Source organism: Pseudomonas sp. Yb2C2, assembly GCF_052112325.1.
Classification (GTDB): domain Bacteria; phylum Pseudomonadota; class Gammaproteobacteria; order Pseudomonadales; family Pseudomonadaceae; genus Aquipseudomonas; species Aquipseudomonas marginalis.
On the sequence record NZ_JAVAJK010000022.1, the window covers coordinates 58,277 to 75,717 of the forward strand.

Below are 17,441 nucleotides of genomic sequence, written 5' to 3' on the forward strand. Positions count from 1 at the left end.
AGCCAGGCGATTGCGCAAATGATTAGCTGGAGAAGTACATTGACACCTATTTGCTTGCCGTTTATATTTTTGAACATTGTTCACAAAACGCTCTTCTGCGCCATTCGATGTGCTTCAAATAGATAGTCCTGTACCGAAAACAATAAAAGGCAGTGCGCTGCCAGATACCGGAGGATTTCTGATGACTGTTCATGAAGAGGCTCCTCAGCCGATTCGAGAAGACTTCGTCCCGCGTGACGGGTACATCTCTCCCCAGTTCCTGCAACTTGAAAACGAGCGCATGTGGCCGAAAGTCTGGCAAGTCGCCTGCCGGCTTGAGGAAATCCCGAACGTCGGCGATTACGTGACCTTTGATGTGGTCGGTGACTCAATCATCATCACTCGCTTGACCGGCGACAAAATCAAGGCCTACTACAACGTGTGCCAGCACCGGGGTCGGCGTTTGACCACGGGCTGCGGCCATGTCACCAAGTTCCACTGCAACTACCACGGCTGGCAATGGAACCTGGACGGCAGCGTGCTGCGCATTCTTGACGAGAGCGATTGGGCCGGCTGCCCCAGCATGAGCAAGGAAGACCTTGCGCTCAAGGAGGTGCTGGTCGACACCTGGGGCGGCTTCGTGTTCATCAATATGGACCCGCAAGCCGAGCCGTTGGCCCAGTACCTGGCGCCGGTGCCGGAAATTACCGATTGCTACGAATTCGAGAAAATGCGCTACCGCTGGTACAAGTCGGTGAAGCTGCCGTGCAACTGGAAAGTTGCCCAGGAAGCGTTCAGCGAGGGCTACCACGTGGCGGCCACTCACCCGCAGATCCTTGATACCCAAGGTGACGACGTGACCCGCAGCTTCGCCTTCGGCAAGCACGGCATGTTCGGCTATTCGACTGCAGTGCGCATGCCGGGTACACCTTCCTCGCGTACGGGCAAGCCGATTCCAGAAGACATTCGCCCGGGCATGGTCAAGTTCTACCAACTGATGGAAGATCAGTTGAAGGCCATCTTCACTGACCGTGACAACGAAGCCACCAAGCGCCTGATGACGGAGCTTGAGCCGACTCAGGATCAGTTCCTGGTGCTTTCCAAAGCCATGGAGTTTCAGCGGGAAGCGGCCATTGCCGATGGCGCCGGTTGGCCGGACATTTCCTTCGAGCAAATGGGGCGCGCCGGCACGGACTGGCACGTATTTCCGAACCTGGTGTTCCTGCTGTACCCGGATGGAGCATTGTTCTACCGCTCCCGCCCGGACGGCGATAACCCGGACTCGTGCATCTTTGATATCTGGTCGCTCAAACGTTATGCGCCGGGCAAGGAGCCAAAACTCAACCGTGAGTTTTATCACGGTGTGGATGACTGGAAAGTCGATACGGCGGAAAACTTTGGCGTGATCCTCAGCCAGGATTTCATGAACATGGGGCAAGTGCAGCAAGGCATGAAGTCCCGTGGTTTTGTCGGTTCTCGAACCAACCCGCTGCAGGAAACAGCGATCTCCAACTTCCATCGTGAGCTGTCCGAGTACATCAATGGCAAGGGGACCACTCGATGAGCGATTGGCAGGAGAGTTATGACCTGGTGATCATCGGCAGTGGCGGCGGTTCGATGTGCGCTGCACTCATGGCGCAGCAACTGGGCAAAAAAGCCCTGATCATCGAGAAGCAAGACAAGGTCGGCGGTTCGACCGGGTATTCCGGGGGCGTGTGGTGGGTGCCCAACAATGCCGTGATGAAACGGCATGGCGTACAGGACTCCTATGAACGCGCTCGGCAATACATGGACAGCACTGTCACCTATGACGGTCCGTCGACATCGCCGATCCGTCGTGAGGCGTTCCTCAAGACCGGTCCGATCATGGTCGATTTTCTTGAGCGCAAAGGCATGGCGTTCGAGTACGCCGATGGATGGTCAGACTATTACGACGAGCGTCCAGGTGGCGAACCTCGCGGTCGCTCGTTGATCGCCAAGCTATTCAATATCAATGAACTGGGAGCATGGACCCAGAAGCTTTCGCGCTACCGCGGAGCCGGTATTCCAGCCACTACCAACGAATACCCGACGTTGTTTCTGATGAAGCGCACCTGGGCCGGTAAGCGCATGGCGATGAAACTGGGCCTGCGTATCCTCAAGCAGAAGTTGCTGAAACAGGAGTTGCTCGGCGGCGGGGCTGCGATTCAAGGGCGCATGTTACAAATCGCCTTGCGGAACAAATTGCCGATCTGGACCGAAACCCCGGTCACTGATCTTGTCGTCGAAGACGGTCGTGTGGCCGGGGTGCTGGCGCAGCGCGAGGGCAAACCCGTTCGCATTCAAGCGCGTGAGGGTGTGCTGATCAATGTTGGTGGCTTCTCGCGTAATGAAGCCATGCGCAAGCAGTATCAGCCACAGCCGTCGTCGGCCGATTGGACCAACGCCAACCTGGGCGATACCGGCGAGATTATTCAGGCCGCGATGAAACTGGGGGCCGCCGTGGATTGCATGGACGAATCCTGGTGGGTCGTGACGTCCCTGGGCCCGAACGAAAGTTTCCCGGAAGGCGCGCTGACGCCGGAAGGCAAGCCATTGCCCTTCATGCATCACCTGGATTTGTCGCTGCCGTACTCGATCATGGTCGATCAGGACGGCCAGCGTTTCTGTGACGAAGCGGGTGCCTATATGGAAATCGGCCAGCGCATGTACAAACGTCAGGCCGAGACCGGCAAGGCTGTGCCAGCGTGGGTCGTCATGGATAGTCGTCAGCGCAAGTTCTACCCCTGGGGCACCGCGATGCCTGGGCAGATTCCCCAGCAGTGGCTGGACAGCGGCTACATGATCAAGGCCGACAGCCTCGACGAACTGGCGCGCAAATGCAGTATTGATCGCAAGGGTTTGGCTGCGACGGTGACGCGCTTCAACGGTTTCTGCCAAAGCGGAGTCGATGAGGATTTCGGCCGAGGTTCCCGCGCCTTCGACCGCTGCCACGGCGACCCAACGGTCAAGCCGAATCCAAACATGGGCAGCATTGAAGAAGGGCCGTTTTACGCGGTGCGTATGTACCCGGGCGATGTGGGCACTGCCGGTGGTTTGGTCACTGATGAATATGCCCGTGTCCTCAAAGAGGACGGCAGCCCCCTCGAAGGACTCTATGCCACCGGTAACTCGACGGCAGGTGTCACCGGGCGGTGCTATCCAGGTGCGGGCACCAGCATTGCGGCCTCGTTCATTTTCGCCTACATCGCCGCGCAGCACTCGGCCGGTGTGGAAAAGATCTGGTAACCCCCTCGAATCCATTCGTGACGGTTTTAACGGAGATTCACCTCATGGCAGGCACACTTCCAGACAGCGGTACGCTGGTCGACATCTACCAACGCATGACCCGTATCAAACAGAACGATGAGCGTTTTCGTGCCGTGATCAAGTCCGGCAAGTTAGTCATGCCGTACTACTCGCCCCGGGGACAGGAAGTCATTCCGTCAGCGGTGTCGGCGAACCTGACTGATGACGATTACATCTGCACGATCTACCGTGGCGTACATGACATGATCGCCAAGGGCATCCCGCTCAAAGACCTGTGGGCGGAGTTCGGTGGCCGTGCCACCGGTACCTGCAAAGGCAAGGGCGGCCCGATGCACGTGACACACCCGGCCACAGGCGTGATGGTCACCACGGGTATCGTCGGCAGTTCCATGCCGATTGCCAACGGGCTGGCCCTGGCGGCGCAGATTCGCGGTGAGAAACGCGTGGCGATTGCCTACTTCGGTGATGGCGCCAGCAACATCGGCGCGTTCCACGAATCGTTGAACCTGGCGTCGGTCTGGAAGTTGCCGGTGGTGTTCGTGTGCCAAAACAACGGTTATGGCGAGCACACCAAATATGCCTACAGCACCTCGGTGGCGAACATTTCGATGCGGGCTGCCGGTTATGGCATGCCCGGTATCACGGTCGACGGCAATGACCCGATTGCCATGTACAACACCGCCAGAGACGCCATTGAGCGCGCTCGCAACGGTGGCGGGCCAACGCTGATCGAAGCCAAGACCTTCCGTTTTCATGGTCACGTGTTCGGCGATGTCGATGCGTACATGGACAAGGGTGAAAAGGACGCCTGGATCGCCAAAGACCCGGTGCCGCTGTTTCGCACATGGTTGATCGCGACCGGCAACGCCAGCGAAGACCAACTGGCCGCCCTTGAAGCCAGCATCGAGCGCGATATCGATGAGGCCGTCGAATTCACACTTTCCAGCCCATATCCGGATCTCGCCGAACTTGATCGCGATATCTACAAGGATCAGGTGAGCGCATGAACCAGAAAGTAGAGACCAAGCTCAATACGATCCAGGCCGTCAACCTGGCCCTGGATGACGCCATGGCCGCGGACGAGAATGTGATTATTCTCGGCGAAGACGTCGGCGATAAAGAGGAGGGCGGCATCGTGGGTGTCACCCGTGGTTTGTCGACCAAATATGGCGACTCTCGGGTTCGCTCTACGCCTATTTCCGAGCAGGCGATCATTGGTGCGGCGATTGGCGCGGCGATTGTCGGCATGCGGCCGGTGGCTGAAATCATGCTGATGAACTTCACCACCGTGGCCATGGACATGATCGTCAACCATGCGGCCAAACTGCGCTTCATGTCCGGTGGCCAGACCCATGTCCCGATGGTTATTCGAACCATGACCGGTGCCGGCTTTGGTACGGGCGGCCAACACGCTGATTATCTGGAAGCCTGGTTCGCTCATACCGCCGGGATCAAGGTAGTGGCTCCTTCCAGCCCTGCGGATGCGTACGGGCTGATGCTCTCGGCCATCGAGGACGATGATCCCGTGCTGTTCATTGAAAACATGCCGACGTACTGGACGCCCGGCGATGCCCCTGAACGCGGCAAAAAAATCCCGCTGGGCAAGGCCAATATTCTGCGCGAAGGCAAGGACGTGACGCTGATCACCTACAGCCGTCGCGTACTCGAAGCCAGCGCCGTGGTTCAAAAACTGGCCGAGGAAGGCATTTCGGTCGAGCTGATTGATTTGCGCACCATCGCGCCGATGGACACCGACACCATTCTGGCCTCGGTGGCCAAGACTGGCCGCGCGGTGATCGTACATGAGGCGGTAAAACCCTTCGGGGTCGGTGCCGAGATTGCCTCGCGCATCTACGAATCACTGTTTGCTCAACTCAAGGCGCCCGTGCAACGGGTGGGCTCGCATTTCTCGCCCGTGCCGTTCTCCAAACCGCTCGAAGACGCCTATGTCCCGGGTCTGGACCAAATCGAGGCGGCGATTCGCGCCACGCTGAAGTGATCAACTGAAGGAATACATTGCGATGACGACACAAGTACTTATGCCCAAGCTGGGTTTCTCGATGAACGAAGGGACCATCAGTGAGTGGCTGATTAACGACGGTGCAACGGTCACTGAAGGGCAAGCGCTGTATGCGCTTGAAAGCGACAAGTCAGTTCAGGAAATTGAGGCGCCGGCCAGCGGCACGCTGAAGATCCTGGCCCAAGAAGGCGAAGTCTACGAAGTCGGCGCCGTGCTGGCAGAGATCGTTTAAGCCGTTATAGGCACGCAAGGGGGAGTCTGATGAGCGCTGAAACCGTGGTAGATGTCCCGAAGCCCGCTGCCTTTGGCAGTGATTTACCGCTTTGGCCCCAGGTTGACTTCAGCGAGTTTGGTGAAGTCGAGAGCAAGCCGCTGTCGCGGGTGCAAAAGCTGACCGCGCAATACATGTCGCGTAACTGGGTCATGATTCCGCATGTGACCCACAACGACGAGGCGGACATCACGGGTCTGGAGTTGCAACGCAAGGCGCGTAATGCGGCCGGCGAAGCGACCAAACTGACCTTGCTACCCTACCTGATCAAGGCCGTTGTCGGCGCACTCAAGGCGTTTCCACAGTTCAATGCATCACTGGACGGCAGCGGTAAAAACCTGGTGCTGAAGAAGTATTTTCACATCGGCGTGGCGGTCGATACGCGCTTCGGATTATTGGTCCCGGTGCTGCGTGATTGCGACAAAAAAAGCCTCGCCCAGATTGCGGCCGAGCTGCAGAGCATCTCCACCCAGGCACGGGACAAGGGCCTGAGCATGGCGCAAATGTCGGGTGGCTGTTTCACCATCAGTTCACTGGGAAGCTTCGGGGGCACCTCATTCACCCCGATTGTCAACGCACCGGAAGTCGCCATCCTGGGCGTGACTCGCGCCGAGGATAAGCCTCGACGCGGCGCCAATGACGCCATCGATTGGCGGCTGACGTTGCCGCTTTCGTTGAGCTATGACCATCGAGTCATTAACGGTGCCGATGCTGCTCGCTTTACGGCAAAACTGGCTGAATTACTTGCTGACGTCGCTGCACTGGAGTCCTGAACACGGCGCGTTATCAATACCTGTACCGACCGGAAACCCTCGCCTAAAAGAGACCGTTTTCAGTTGCGGCCTTTCGAACCGTTCAACAACATAATAACGACGGGATTTCGATGAAAACACTGGGTGAGATGATCGAGCGGAATGCTCGGTATTTTCCTGATAAGGAAGCCTTCATTTCGGCTTCCCGCAGTATCACTAACCACCAGCTCGCGGAACGTGCCAAGCGCCTGTCCAGTCATCTGTATAACCAGGGACTGCGGCGACAGGACCGGGTGGCCATTCTGTCGATGAACAATGTTGAGTACTTTGAAACGTATCGTGCTTGCGAATGGGCGGGCTTCATTGCAGCGACGGTGAACTTTCGCCTGGCGCCACGGGAAATTCTCTACATTCTGCAGGATGCGTCACCCAAGGCGCTGGTGTTTGAAGCCCAATACGTCGAGGTGGTGGGAGAACTGAGGCGGGACTTGCCTGGTATCGAGCATTTCATTTGTATTGGGGATGGGCCTGACTGGGCGGAGTCCTTTGAAAGTGCGATGGATCAAGGTTTGGTGCAAGGCCCGCCCATCCGCGCCAACCCCGACGATTACGCCTATTTGATGTACACCAGCGGAACGACAGGTCGACCCAAAGGTGTGGTCCGCACCCATCATGCGATGTGCGTCACGGCAGTCAGCTGTGCCCTGATGACCGAATTCAAAGGTTCCACGCGGGTGCTGCAAACCACGCCGGCGTTCCATATCGGCGGTGTCGGATTCGTCAATGCGGCTGCATGGCTAGGTGGGACGACCATCGTCCACCAAGGGTTTGATCCGCGCGCCGTGGTGCTGGCCGTCCAGGAGGAGGGTGTGACCTTCACCTTCATGGTCGCGGCGATGTTGCAAGCGTTGCTGGATCTACCGGGTGTGGCAGATTACAACCTGCGTTCGCTTGAACATGTGGTCACGGCCGCTGCGCCGATTCCTGTACCGCTGCTCAAACGGGCTATGGAACTTCTCGGGCCAATCTTCTCTATCCAGTACGGCATGACTGAAAGCAATGCCTGTGTCATGCAACGCCATGAAGTGGTCGCCGAGGGCACACCTGAACAACTTCACCGACTGGAGTCGGTTGGCCATGCGTGTCCAGGTATCGAGCTGAGAATCGTCGACGAGCAGAATCAGGATTGCCCTGTGGGCACGCCTGGCGAAGTGCTGCTGCGCTCCGACACACAACTGAGCAGCTACTGGAACAATTCGGTCGCGACTGTCGAGGCCTTGCGCAACGGCTGGTATCACACCGGCGACATGGGTTACCAGGACGCGCAAGGCTATGTGTTCCTGGTTGATCGCAAGAAAGACATGATCATTTCGGGTGGGGAAAATATTTACAGCCGCGAAGTTGAAGTCGCGCTGGAACTGCACCCGCTGGTGGTCGAGTCCGCCGTCATTGGCGTGGCCGATCCGCGCTGGGGTGAGTCGGTAAAAGCCATCGTGGTCTTGAGTCCCGGCGCAGGCCTCGGCGAACAAGAGTTGATTGCACATTGCAAGGCGGTGCTCGCCAGTTACAAGTGCCCAAAAACCGTGGAGTTCATTGATGAGCTGCCGCGCATGGCCACGGGCAAGATCAATAAAGTCGTCCTGCGTGAGCGTCAACGCAGCGTCTAAACGCATTGAGCGGAGAACTACACATGGCTAAGTGGCTGCAATCGAGTGAATGCGTGACCTTTGAAGTGGCTGATCGCGTTGCCCGGATCACGCTCAACCGCCCGGAAAAACGCAACGCCATTAACAACGTGCTGTTACGTGAATTGAAACAGGCGCTGCTTGAAGCGGATGACCTCAAATCGGTCAACGTCATTGTGCTCCAGGGCGCGGGCAAGGACTTCTGCGCGGGTTATGACCTGGTCACCACCTATGGCGACCTTGCTGACGTCAACCCGACGGACTATCGCGGCACGCAGAAAAACTTCGATGACGATTGCTGGTCGATGGAGCGGCAGAACGAAACCATCAACCTGTTCGCCGATATCCACAAACCGATCATCGCTCGCGTGCATGGCAATTGTCTGGCCGGTGGGACTGACCTGGCGCTTGCCTGTGACATGGTGTTGGCTGCCGACACTGCCAGGATTGGTTTTCCGGCTACCCGGGCCAATGGGTCGCCACCGGCGCATATGTGGTTCTACCACCTGGGGCCGCAATGGGCCAAACGCATGCTGCTGACGGGGGACTCACTGTGGGGGCGTGATGCCGCCAAGCTGGGCCTGGTGCTGGATGCTGTGCCGCCCGAGCAGCTTGACGAGGTGGTCGATGAGTTGGCACGGCGTTTATCGTTCGTCGACGCCGATCTTCTGTCGGCCAACAAACGCATCGTCAACCTGGCGCTTGAGTTGTCAGGCTCGAAAACCTTGCAACGGCTGGCCGTGGAGAACGACTCCCGGGCCCATCAATGTCAAGGCCCCCGCCGCACCCAGTTCAAGGAAGACATGCAGAACCTGGGCTTGAAAGATGCCCTTAAACGCCGCGACGAACCGTTCGGTGACGGAATGATCAAGCTCTACGCCCGTGGCGAAGAGTGAATTGGAGAGCGCATTAATGGATGTTGAACTGACAGTCAACGGTTCGGTGGCAACCCTTATCCTGAATCGTCCGGACAGCCTGAACGCACTGACGCCACAGATGCTGGAGTTGATTATCGAGCACCTGGACCGCGTGGAAAGCGACCCGCAAATCCGCGCCTTGATTTTGACCGGGGCCGGTCGCGCATTCTGCGCGGGGGCTGACGTCAAGGGGTCGGGCTCGGCCCCGGTGCGCATGAGCGTCAGCCATGCTCGGCGCTCGTTGGTGCCTTATCAGCAAGTGGCACTGAAACTCTACAACCTGAATAAACCCGTGGTCTCGGCGGTTCGTGGCGCGACGGTGGGCATCGCCTGGTCGTTCGCGATGTGCGCCGATCAACTGGTTGCCTCCGAAACCACCAAGTTCATTCCGGCGTTTCTGGCCCGGGCCACTGTCCCCGAGGGTGGCATGCTGCATCTGTTGGCACGTCATTGCGGTGAGTTTCGGGCCAAGGAAATCATGTATCTGAACCGCACACTCAGCGGACGTGAGGCCTTTGAGATCGGTCTGGCGAGCAAGGTTGTGACGGACGATCAATTGATGGTGACCGCACAAGCACTTGCCCAGGAACTGGCCGAGGCGCCGACCTTTTCCATCGGATTGACCAAGCAACTGTTTCGCGCGACGTTCGGCAATTTCGAAGCGTACCTGGCGCTTGAATTGAATGCCGTGGCGTTGGCGGTCAATTCCGCCGACGCCTCAGAAGGCCGTCAGGCCTTTCGCGACAAACGCAAACCCGAATTCCAAGGGCAGTAGGCCCGACGTCCTCGACGTTTCACCTGACAGAGGTCAGACCATGCATTTCGAATTCAGCCCCGAAGATGAAGCATTTCGCCAGGAAGTCCGGCAGTTCTTCAAGGAAAACGTGAGTCCCGAAGTCGCGCGCTACGGTTTTGAAGGCTGCCACCCGCCGCCCCGTGAGGTGTTGCGTCAGTGGCAAAAAATCCTGCATGCCCGTGGTTGGGGGGCTCCGCACTGGCCTGAGGCGTTTGGCGGTACCGATTGGTCGCCGCTGCGCAAGCACATCTTTCTTGAAGAACTGGTGAATGCCGACGGCCTGGACTACGGCTGGCAAGGCACGCACATGATGGCGCCGGTGGTGATCGCTTTTGGTAATACCTGGCAGCAAGAGACATTTCTGCCGCCCATGTTGGCGGGTGAGACGTTCTGGTGTCAGGGCTTCTCCGAACCCAACGCCGGTTCCGACCTGGCCAGCCTACGCACACGTGCCGAGCTGGACGAGGCGGGCATGCATTACATTGTCAATGGCCAGAAGATCTGGACCAGTGACGCGAAGATGGCGGATTGGGGCTTTTTCCTGGTGCGCACCGACGCGACGGTCAAGCCCCAGCGTGGTATTTCGTTTCTGCTGATCGATATGAAAAGCCCAGGTATCACCGTGCGGCCAATCATCTCCATCGATGGTGGCGACGGGCTCGCCGAAGTGTTTCTGGAGAATGTGCGGGTACCCAAGGAGCACTTGGTCGGCGAGCCTGGGATGGGCTGGACCTATGCCAAATACCTGCTGGAAAAAGAACGCACATCCAGTGCCTTCATCTACTTCAACAAGCGTGAATTGGAGAAGGCCAAAGCCATCGCCCGTCTCGAAAAAATTGACGGTGTTGCGTTGATTGATACACCGGCCTTCAGTCGCCGGCTCGCGGCGATCGAGGTGGATATGCTCGGGTTGGAGTGGTCTGTGTTGCGTATTCTGACCAAGGAGACCTTGCGCGACAACATCGATGCGGTTGTTTCGACCCTGAAGGTCCGGGGCTCGGAATTGCAGCAGCAGGTCACCGAGCTGCAGGTCGACGCACTGGGGCCTCGGGCACTGCGATTCTACGACCATGGACCCAATCGCAAAGCCCATGAACCGAGCGCCGCCGACGAGCTCTGGCCAGCCTATGTACCAGGACGCAGCAATATGTACTTTTTCCAGCGCGCCTCGACCATTTATGGCGGAGCCCGCGAAGTACAGAAAAACATTATCGCCAAGCTGGCCTTCGGCCTCTGAGGACGTACCATGGATTTCAATCTATCTGAAGAGCAGACGATGCTGCGCGATGGCGTAGAGCGTTATATCAAAGACGCTTACGGGTTTGAGGAGCGCCGTCACCATGCTGTGAGCGCCGAAGGTTTCAGCCGCGAACATTGGCAGCAATTTGCCGACCTTGGCTGGCTCGCCTTGAACCTGCCAGAGGACGTGGGCGGCCTGGACTGTTCATTCGCTGAAACCGCTATCGTTCTGGAGGCCTTTGGACGTGGCATGGTGCTTGAGCCTTATATCAACAGCGCGGTGTTGTGCGCACGAATAATCGACCAATCCGGTAACGACCACCATCGACATGACTTGCTCCCGGCGCTGATCGAAGGGCGTCTGTTGTTGAGCCTGGCCGACAGTGAAAACGGCTCTCGGTTTGCGGTCGGTTGCTGCGCCGAGACGTTTGCGGTGAAAACCGCCCAGGGTTATACCCTCAGCGGTCTCAAAACCCTGGTTATGGCTGCGGCTTCGGCGGACAAACTGCTGGTGACCGCCAGCCTGGACGACTTCAGCGATCCGGCGGTGTTTGTGGTTGACCGCAATGCGCCGGGCGTCAGCCTCGATAGTTACACGTTGATCGATGGTACTCGGGCAGCCGACGTGCGGTTTGACGCTGTTCAGTTACCGGCGTCTGCCTTATTGCTGGAGCCATCGGCCAGTCAGAAGGTGCTGGAGGAGGCTCATGATCGAGGGGCACTGGCGGTGGTCGCACAGATCCTTGGGGTGATGCACGGTGTCATGGACTTGACGGCTGAATACATCAAGACCCGAGTGCAGTTCGGCCAGCCCATTGGCAAGTTTCAGGCTCTGCAACACCGGATGTCCGAAATGTTTGTCGAGTCCACGCACACCCGTTCGATACTGTTCCGGGGTATGGCGTACCTGGAAAAATCGCCGCAAGAGCGCCGCAAGGCTATCTCCGCCGCCAAAGCCGCCGCGAGCAAATCCGGTCGGTTCGTCTGTGCCCAGGGCGTGCAGTTGCACGGTGGTATAGGCCTGACCGAGGAGTATCAGGTGGGCCATTACTTCCGCTTGATGACCCTGCTGGAAAAGCACTTCGGCGATATCGACTACCACCTGGCCCGCTTTGCCGCCAAAAGTTGACCGTTGTCACTCGGGTCTGTCCGTAGACCCGAGAGCCTCCCAATAATAAAAAAAGGTAGTCTTGCTCATGAACGTCACCGAAGAACTGCTGGCCAGTGTTCGGCTGTTGCTCGATCGCCAAGCCATTTCAGATTGCGTCACCCGCTATTGCCGGGCAGTAGACCGATTTGACCGCGACCTGCTGCGCACGGTTTATCACGAGGACGCCACTGACGATCATGGTGCATTTTGCGGGGGGCGCGAAGCCTTCATCGACTGGGCTTTCGCCTACCACAACGAATACCAGATTTCACACCATCACATCATCACTAACCATACGGCCGAGATCCAGGGTGATACCGCACACGCCGAAACCTACTGGCTGTTCTTCGGTGAAAATCGCACCAAGCCCGACACGGTCGCGGTGGGGCGCTACGTTGATCGTTTCGAAAAGCGTGACGGTCATTGGGCCATTGCGGCACGGGTGTGCGTCACGGAAAGCATCAACGGACTGACGCCCGCCGAGATACCAGAGGTGTTTCGACAGCTGCAGATGGGTAACGCCACCAGTGCCCGGTCGAAAGACGACGTGTCCTGGATGCGCCCGCTGAACGTACGCCGCCAACCCGTCTGATTCTGTTCGTCCATCAAGCTTCTGGAGGCAACCATGCGTTCCTATGTCATTTCGCACTATGGCGGAGTCGATGGCTTACGCCTTCGTGAAACCGACGCGGCGCCAGCGCCGGCAACGGGTCAGGTGCTGGTGCGGCTGCGGGCCGCTTCGCTGAATTTTCGTGACCTGATAATCCTCGCCGGGGGATACCAACAGCTGTGCAAACCCGATCTCGTGCCTTGCTCTGATGGCGCGGGAGAAGTGGTCGCGGTAGGTGAGGGGGTGCAGCGGGTGTGTGTCGGTGATCATGTTGCCCTGACGTTTCATCCACACTGGATTGCCGGTGAGAGGCCTCTGGGTCGGGCTATTCTAGGGCGTGGGGGCTCTGTGGACGGCACCTTGTCTGAATATGCCTGTGTGTCCGAAGAGGAGCTGGTCAAGGTGCCTGCGCATCTATCCTTTGAGGAAGCCGCGACCTTGCCGTGTGCCGCACTCACCGCCTGGTCGGCGCTCTGCGCGCAAGGTGTGCTGCTCCCCGGACAGCGCGTGTTGGTACAGGGCAGTGGCGGCGTTTCGGTGTTCGCGCTGCAACTGGCCATGCTATTTGGGGCTGAGGTCGTCGCGTTGTCATCCAGCGCCGAGAGGCTTGAACATTTACGGTTATTGGGCGCCGATCACCTGATCGATTATCGCGTCCATGAGGATTGGCATCGGCAGGTCCTGGACTGCACCGAAGGGGAGGGAGTGGACGTTACGGTGGAAGTCGGTGGTGGCGAAACCATCGAGCGCTCGGTGCAATCGACGCGTATTGGCGGGCGTATCAGTGTGGTCGGGTTGTTATCCGGGAGCCCCGTACTCAGTGAGGGATTCTTCTACCGAGGATTGGGCGTCAATACCATCGGCGTCGGAAGTCGCGAGCAGTTCGAGCAGATGAATCGCGCCATTGCCTTACACCGACTCAAGCCGGTTATCGACCGGGTGTTCAGTTTTGAACAAGTCCCTGAAGCGTTTACCCATCTGAAACAACGCAAGCACGTTGGAAAGGTGGTGGTTCGTATCGATTGATTGTCAAGAGCAGCGTCGCAAACATTGCGACGCCCGCTCTTCCTCTCCGTGCGGCAGGAACATGTCCCCCCGTGGTTATTGTTATGCGCCGACACTGTCTGTTCTCACCAGAGCCCCAACGCACGTTCATGCTTGACAGGACAATCGTCCATCGGCTTGACATGAAATGTGAACACTGTTTACATAAGTGAATGAATGGCGTTTTCAGCAACAGCCGCAATTCTTACAACTCGGCTCCGAAAAATATACAAAACCGGGAGTGTGTGCATGACTGTCAACGCAATATCCGTGACGTTGCAATGCGCCAAGGATAAAAAAATTATTGTCATCGCCATGGGTTTCGGTGCCGCAGACAGCCTGGTGCAGGGGCTTATCACGCAAGGCGCCAGCGTTAGCCTGGTCACCGATGCGGTGCACGCGAGCACCGTGAATGCGTTGTGCGAGAGCGAGTTCAGCTCCCAATCGGGGCTGGCTTTGGCGCTTCGGCAGGCCGTTCAGCAATTGGGTGAGGTTGATGCCGTTGTTGTGGCCTTGACTCCGTCGGCCTCGCTGGTTCTCCGTCCCATCACTTCGATGTCTTCCGACGATTGGCAAAGCGGTTGCCGTCACAGTGGACTTGGGCGATGAAACGTCGATCCGCGCCATGATCGATTTTACCCTCAAGACCTTTGGCGCTTTGGACGTGTTGTTCAACAACGCGGCTGCAACCCATTTGTCCCAGTTCAAGGACTCACCCGTCGAGCAGATGGATACTCAGGTCTGGGATGACACCCTGCGCATCAACCTGCGCGGGTGCATGCTCGCCAGCCGCATGGCGATCGCGCCGATGCGTCAGGGGGGTGGTGGTTCGATCATTAACACCAGTTCCGGCTCCGCCCAGGCCGGCGCACTCGGGTACAGCGCCTACGCAGTGTTCAAGGCCGGGATCGAAACCTTGACTCGGTACATCGCGACCCAGCACGCCAAAGAAGGCATTCGTTGCAATGCCATCTCACCCGGTTTGATCGTGACGCCCGCCACCGAGCAGGGCTACGCCGGCCCTGCCGGCCAAATGATGCTTGAACATCACCTCACGCCACGCCTGGGTTCGGTGGAGGACATCGCCAGCGCAGCCCTGTATCTGGCCTCGAACGAAGCGGCATTCGTGACCGGCCAAGTGATCAACGTGGACGGCGGGCTTCTGGCGCATCAGCCCTATTACGCCGATGAGCGCCGCGCCATGGCCATTGCTCAGGAGTAACCATTCGATGAGTCAAGTTCAAACCCTTGAACAGCGCCTTGAAAGGGTTGAAGCGCAACTGGCTATTCAGCAACTTCCATCGCGTTATGCCCTGAGTGTCGACGGTCGTGACCTAGATGCACTGGTCGCGCTGTTTACCGACGATGTGGACTGTGGCCGCCGAGGCAGAGGGCGTGCGGCGCTCAAGGACTTTTACGCTTCGGAATCGATTCTCCAGGCGTTCTACCGCAGCGTGCACCAGATCTGCGGTCACACCATCGACTTGCAGGATGCCGACCATGCGACCGGCACCGTGTACTGCCGCGCCGAACATGAAGACGGTGAACACTGGGTGGTCATGGCCATCTGTTACTTCGACAGCTATGTGCGGCGTGACGGGGAATGGTTCTTTGAACGCCGTGACGAACGTCATTGGTACTCCACCGACTGGCAGCAACGTCCAGGGGTTCCGCAATGGCAGCACTGGCCGGGTAAATACTCCGAGCCGCGATTTGAACCGCGCTTGCCGAGCAGCTTCCCCCATTGGGACACCTTTTGGTCGCGCAGTTCCAGTGAACTGCGCCAACGCCTGACGAAGCAACCATGACTGCCTGCGAGGAGCACTCCATGTCCAACCTTGTCGCACCTTTATTTGAACCCTTGCAGCTCGGATCTCTGCGCTTGAACAACCGTATCGTGATGGCGCCCATGACCCGCAACTTCTCCCCTGGTGGCGTGCCAGGTGAAGACGTCGCGGGCTACTACAGTCGCAGGGCACTAGGCGAAACCGGTCTGATCATCACCGAAGGTGTCGGCGTTGATCATCCCTCGGCCTTGGGCGAGGCGGGCATCGGCGAAAGCGACCTGCCGCATCTTTACGGCGAAGCGGCGTTAGCCGGTTGGCGTCGGGTGGTCGAGCAGGTGCATGCCGTGGGTGGGCGTATTTTTCCGCAACTGTGGCACCAAGGGGTGATGCGTTTGCAGGGGACCGGCCCTAACCCGTCTATACCGTCCTCGCGTCCTTCCGGGATATGGGGACCACCTGCGGGGCTCACTTCATCGCCCGCCGACTACGTGGCGGCACAGTTGGTGCCGACCACGGCGATGAGCGAAGAAGACATCGCCGATGTCATTGCGGGCTATGCGCGCAGTGCCGCTCATGCCAAGGCGCTCGGTTTCGATGGGATCGCGATCCACGGCGCTCACGGTTATTTGATCGATACCTTTTTGTGGAGCGTGACCAACGCGCGCACCGATGCCTGGGGCGGTGACCGCAAAGCGCGCAGCCGCTTTGCCGTCGAGGTAGTGAAGGCCATTCGTATGGCGGTCGGTCCGGAGCTGCCGATCCTGTTCCGTTTTTCCCAATGGAAGCAGCAGGACTTCAAGGCTCGGCTGGCGGCGACACCCGAAGAGTTGCAGGACGTTCTGCTACCGATTGCCGAGGCCGGCGTCGACGTTTTCGATGCCAGCGTGCGCTATTTCAATCGCGCCGAGTTTCCGGACGTCACAGGCAGCGACGGTGAGTTGAATCTGGCGGGTTGGGCCAAAAAAGTCACCGGCTGCATGAGCATGACAGTCGGCGGTGTTGGGCTGGAAAACGGTATGTACGACAGCAACAAACAGGGTGGGGCTCACTCCACGAACAACCTGCAACTGCTTATGGCGCGTTATGAGCGGGGCGAGTTCGACCTGGTCGGTGTCGGTCGGTCCCTGTTGCAGGACCCCAATTGGGCAAGCAAGGCCCGCCAGGGCCAGGTGTTCGAACCCTTTAGCAATGAATCCCTGAGCGTATTGACCTGATCAAGCATTGGGTTTCCCCGAGATGCCTCCGTAAAGCATGAAGAAGAGTGGTGTGATGACGGTCAAAGAACAGTTTCAAATCCAGGCACGGCCCACCCGTGACGAAGCCGAAGAGGCAGTGCGTACCCTGATTCGTTGGGCCGGCGATGATCCCGATCGTGAGGGCCTGCTCGATACGCCACGACGGGTGGTCAAATCGTATGACGAATTCTTCGCAGGTTATCTTGAGGACCCACGAGAAATTCTGTCGCGCACCTTCGAAGAAGTCGAAGGCTACGACGAGATGATCGTGCTGACCGATATCCGTTTCGAAAGTCACTGCGAACACCACATGGTGCCGATCATTGGCAAGGTCCACGTGGCCTATCTGCCAGACAAGCGCGTGGTGGGGATTTCCAAGCTTGCGCGTTTGGTCGAGGTCTACGCCAAGCGTCTGCAGATTCAGGAAAAAATGACCGTGCAGATCGCCGATACACTCAGTGACGTGCTTCAACCGCTCGGCGTGGCCGTGGTCATCGAGGCCTCTCACCAGTGCATGACCACCCGTGGCGTGCACAAGGCGGGCGTCTCGATGGTCACCAGCCGGATGGTCGGCGCGTTCCGCGATCATGGCGAAACCCGCCGCGAACTGCTGGCGATCATCGGTCTTGCCGCTCACCCACGGTTTGCCAACAGCTGAGTAAGGAGAT

The 17,441-nt window shown here is 58.3% G+C and carries 18 protein-coding genes; all 18 read left to right on the forward strand.

Annotation, left to right across the window (positions count from 1 at the left end):
- The first annotated feature begins 181 nt into the window (after positions 1 to 181).
- The 18 genes from Q8X51_RS25585 (at position 182) to folE (ending at position 17,431) form a co-directional block, all read left to right on the forward strand.
- On the forward strand, positions 182 to 1,543 hold the full coding sequence (locus Q8X51_RS25585; RefSeq protein WP_407694277.1) for an aromatic ring-hydroxylating oxygenase subunit alpha: 1,362 nt from the start codon (positions 182 to 184) through the stop codon (positions 1,541 to 1,543).
- Positions 1,540 to 3,246, forward strand: a complete 1,707-nt coding sequence (locus tag Q8X51_RS25590) for an FAD-binding protein (RefSeq protein ID WP_407694276.1) — start codon at positions 1,540 to 1,542, stop codon at positions 3,244 to 3,246. Before Q8X51_RS25585 ends, Q8X51_RS25590 begins: the two co-directional genes overlap by 4 nt.
- A 44-nt stretch (positions 3,247 to 3,290) precedes the next feature.
- Positions 3,291 to 4,274 (forward strand): thiamine pyrophosphate-dependent dehydrogenase E1 component subunit alpha, encoded by a 984-nt coding sequence (locus Q8X51_RS25595; protein ID WP_407694275.1) that lies wholly within the window; start codon positions 3,291 to 3,293, stop codon positions 4,272 to 4,274.
- The gene (locus tag Q8X51_RS25600) at positions 4,271 to 5,266 is read left to right on the forward strand and encodes an alpha-ketoacid dehydrogenase subunit beta (protein WP_183702066.1); all 996 of its coding nucleotides are present in this window, start codon (positions 4,271 to 4,273) and stop codon (positions 5,264 to 5,266) included. The genes Q8X51_RS25595 and Q8X51_RS25600 overlap by 4 nt, the downstream gene beginning before the upstream one ends.
- A gap of 22 nt (positions 5,267 to 5,288) precedes the next feature.
- Positions 5,289 to 5,519, forward strand: coding sequence for a biotin/lipoyl-containing protein (locus Q8X51_RS25605; RefSeq protein ID WP_407694274.1), 231 nt, complete (start codon positions 5,289 to 5,291; stop codon positions 5,517 to 5,519).
- 29 nt (positions 5,520 to 5,548) lie between these two features.
- Positions 5,549 to 6,331 carry a 2-oxo acid dehydrogenase subunit E2 gene (locus Q8X51_RS25610; RefSeq protein ID WP_407694273.1) on the forward strand — a complete coding sequence of 261 codons (783 nt, stop codon included), beginning with the start codon at positions 5,549 to 5,551 and terminating at the stop codon, positions 6,329 to 6,331.
- Between the two features lie 110 nt (positions 6,332 to 6,441).
- Entirely contained in the window at positions 6,442 to 7,977 is a 1,536-nt protein-coding gene (locus Q8X51_RS25615; RefSeq protein WP_407694272.1) for a class I adenylate-forming enzyme family protein, read from the forward strand.
- Positions 7,978 to 8,000: 23 nt separating this feature from the next.
- The gene (locus Q8X51_RS25620; protein ID WP_407694271.1) at positions 8,001 to 8,891 is read left to right on the forward strand and encodes a crotonase/enoyl-CoA hydratase family protein; all 891 of its coding nucleotides are present in this window, start codon (positions 8,001 to 8,003) and stop codon (positions 8,889 to 8,891) included.
- Between the two features lie 16 nt (positions 8,892 to 8,907).
- The gene (locus Q8X51_RS25625; protein WP_407694270.1) at positions 8,908 to 9,687 is read left to right on the forward strand and encodes an enoyl-CoA hydratase/isomerase family protein; all 780 of its coding nucleotides are present in this window, start codon (positions 8,908 to 8,910) and stop codon (positions 9,685 to 9,687) included.
- A 40-nt stretch (positions 9,688 to 9,727) separates the two neighbouring features.
- The gene (locus Q8X51_RS25630; RefSeq protein ID WP_407694269.1) at positions 9,728 to 10,945 is read left to right on the forward strand and encodes an acyl-CoA dehydrogenase family protein; all 1,218 of its coding nucleotides are present in this window, start codon (positions 9,728 to 9,730) and stop codon (positions 10,943 to 10,945) included.
- Between the two features lie 9 nt (positions 10,946 to 10,954).
- Positions 10,955 to 12,076, forward strand: coding sequence for an acyl-CoA dehydrogenase family protein (locus Q8X51_RS25635; protein ID WP_407694268.1), 1,122 nt, complete (start codon positions 10,955 to 10,957; stop codon positions 12,074 to 12,076).
- Positions 12,077 to 12,143: 67 nt separating this feature from the next.
- Complete coding sequence (locus Q8X51_RS25640) at positions 12,144 to 12,689, forward strand: nuclear transport factor 2 family protein (RefSeq protein WP_407694267.1); 546 nt, start codon at positions 12,144 to 12,146, stop codon at positions 12,687 to 12,689.
- Positions 12,690 to 12,722: 33 nt separating this feature from the next.
- Positions 12,723 to 13,733, forward strand: coding sequence for a zinc-dependent alcohol dehydrogenase family protein (locus Q8X51_RS25645; protein ID WP_407694266.1), 1,011 nt, complete (start codon positions 12,723 to 12,725; stop codon positions 13,731 to 13,733).
- Between the two features lie 267 nt (positions 13,734 to 14,000).
- Positions 14,001 to 14,360 (forward strand): hypothetical protein, encoded by a 360-nt coding sequence (locus Q8X51_RS25650; RefSeq protein ID WP_407694265.1) that lies wholly within the window; start codon positions 14,001 to 14,003, stop codon positions 14,358 to 14,360.
- Between the two features lie 16 nt (positions 14,361 to 14,376).
- Positions 14,377 to 14,973, forward strand: coding sequence for an SDR family oxidoreductase (locus Q8X51_RS25655; protein WP_407694263.1), 597 nt, complete (start codon positions 14,377 to 14,379; stop codon positions 14,971 to 14,973).
- A 7-nt stretch (positions 14,974 to 14,980) separates the two neighbouring features.
- Positions 14,981 to 15,559 carry a nuclear transport factor 2 family protein gene (locus Q8X51_RS25660; RefSeq protein WP_407694262.1) on the forward strand — a complete coding sequence of 193 codons (579 nt, stop codon included), beginning with the start codon at positions 14,981 to 14,983 and terminating at the stop codon, positions 15,557 to 15,559.
- A 20-nt stretch (positions 15,560 to 15,579) separates the two neighbouring features.
- The gene (locus Q8X51_RS25665) at positions 15,580 to 16,752 is read left to right on the forward strand and encodes an NADH:flavin oxidoreductase (RefSeq protein ID WP_407694261.1); all 1,173 of its coding nucleotides are present in this window, start codon (positions 15,580 to 15,582) and stop codon (positions 16,750 to 16,752) included.
- 55 nt (positions 16,753 to 16,807) lie between these two features.
- Positions 16,808 to 17,431 (forward strand): GTP cyclohydrolase I FolE, encoded by a 624-nt coding sequence (folE, locus tag Q8X51_RS25670; protein ID WP_053136170.1) that lies wholly within the window; start codon positions 16,808 to 16,810, stop codon positions 17,429 to 17,431.
- Positions 17,432 to 17,441 lie beyond the last annotated feature (10 nt).

What these genes read in the sequence shown, in the direction of transcription:
- Q8X51_RS25585 (WP_407694277.1), top strand. Translation starts at nt 182, where the DNA reads ATGACTGTTCATGAAGAGGCTCCTCAGCCGATTCGAGAAGACTTCGTC.
- Q8X51_RS25590 (WP_407694276.1), top strand. Translation starts at nt 1,540, where the DNA reads ATGAGCGATTGGCAGGAGAGTTATGACCTGGTGATCATCGGCAGTGGC.
- Q8X51_RS25595 (WP_407694275.1), top strand. Translation starts at nt 3,291, where the DNA reads ATGGCAGGCACACTTCCAGACAGCGGTACGCTGGTCGACATCTACCAA.
- Q8X51_RS25600 (WP_183702066.1), top strand. Translation starts at nt 4,271, where the DNA reads ATGAACCAGAAAGTAGAGACCAAGCTCAATACGATCCAGGCCGTCAAC.
- Q8X51_RS25605 (WP_407694274.1), top strand. Translation starts at nt 5,289, where the DNA reads ATGACGACACAAGTACTTATGCCCAAGCTGGGTTTCTCGATGAACGAA.
- Q8X51_RS25610 (WP_407694273.1), top strand. Translation starts at nt 5,549, where the DNA reads ATGAGCGCTGAAACCGTGGTAGATGTCCCGAAGCCCGCTGCCTTTGGC.
- Q8X51_RS25615 (WP_407694272.1), top strand. Translation starts at nt 6,442, where the DNA reads ATGAAAACACTGGGTGAGATGATCGAGCGGAATGCTCGGTATTTTCCT.
- Q8X51_RS25620 (WP_407694271.1), top strand. Translation starts at nt 8,001, where the DNA reads ATGGCTAAGTGGCTGCAATCGAGTGAATGCGTGACCTTTGAAGTGGCT.
- Q8X51_RS25625 (WP_407694270.1), top strand. Translation starts at nt 8,908, where the DNA reads ATGGATGTTGAACTGACAGTCAACGGTTCGGTGGCAACCCTTATCCTG.
- Q8X51_RS25630 (WP_407694269.1), top strand. Translation starts at nt 9,728, where the DNA reads ATGCATTTCGAATTCAGCCCCGAAGATGAAGCATTTCGCCAGGAAGTC.
- Q8X51_RS25635 (WP_407694268.1), top strand. Translation starts at nt 10,955, where the DNA reads ATGGATTTCAATCTATCTGAAGAGCAGACGATGCTGCGCGATGGCGTA.
- Q8X51_RS25640 (WP_407694267.1), top strand. Translation starts at nt 12,144, where the DNA reads ATGAACGTCACCGAAGAACTGCTGGCCAGTGTTCGGCTGTTGCTCGAT.
- Q8X51_RS25645 (WP_407694266.1), top strand. Translation starts at nt 12,723, where the DNA reads ATGCGTTCCTATGTCATTTCGCACTATGGCGGAGTCGATGGCTTACGC.
- Q8X51_RS25650 (WP_407694265.1), top strand. Translation starts at nt 14,001, where the DNA reads ATGACTGTCAACGCAATATCCGTGACGTTGCAATGCGCCAAGGATAAA.
- Q8X51_RS25655 (WP_407694263.1), top strand. Translation starts at nt 14,377, where the DNA reads ATGATCGATTTTACCCTCAAGACCTTTGGCGCTTTGGACGTGTTGTTC.
- Q8X51_RS25660 (WP_407694262.1), top strand. Translation starts at nt 14,981, where the DNA reads ATGAGTCAAGTTCAAACCCTTGAACAGCGCCTTGAAAGGGTTGAAGCG.
- Q8X51_RS25665 (WP_407694261.1), top strand. Translation starts at nt 15,580, where the DNA reads ATGTCCAACCTTGTCGCACCTTTATTTGAACCCTTGCAGCTCGGATCT.
- folE (WP_053136170.1), top strand. Translation starts at nt 16,808, where the DNA reads ATGACGGTCAAAGAACAGTTTCAAATCCAGGCACGGCCCACCCGTGAC.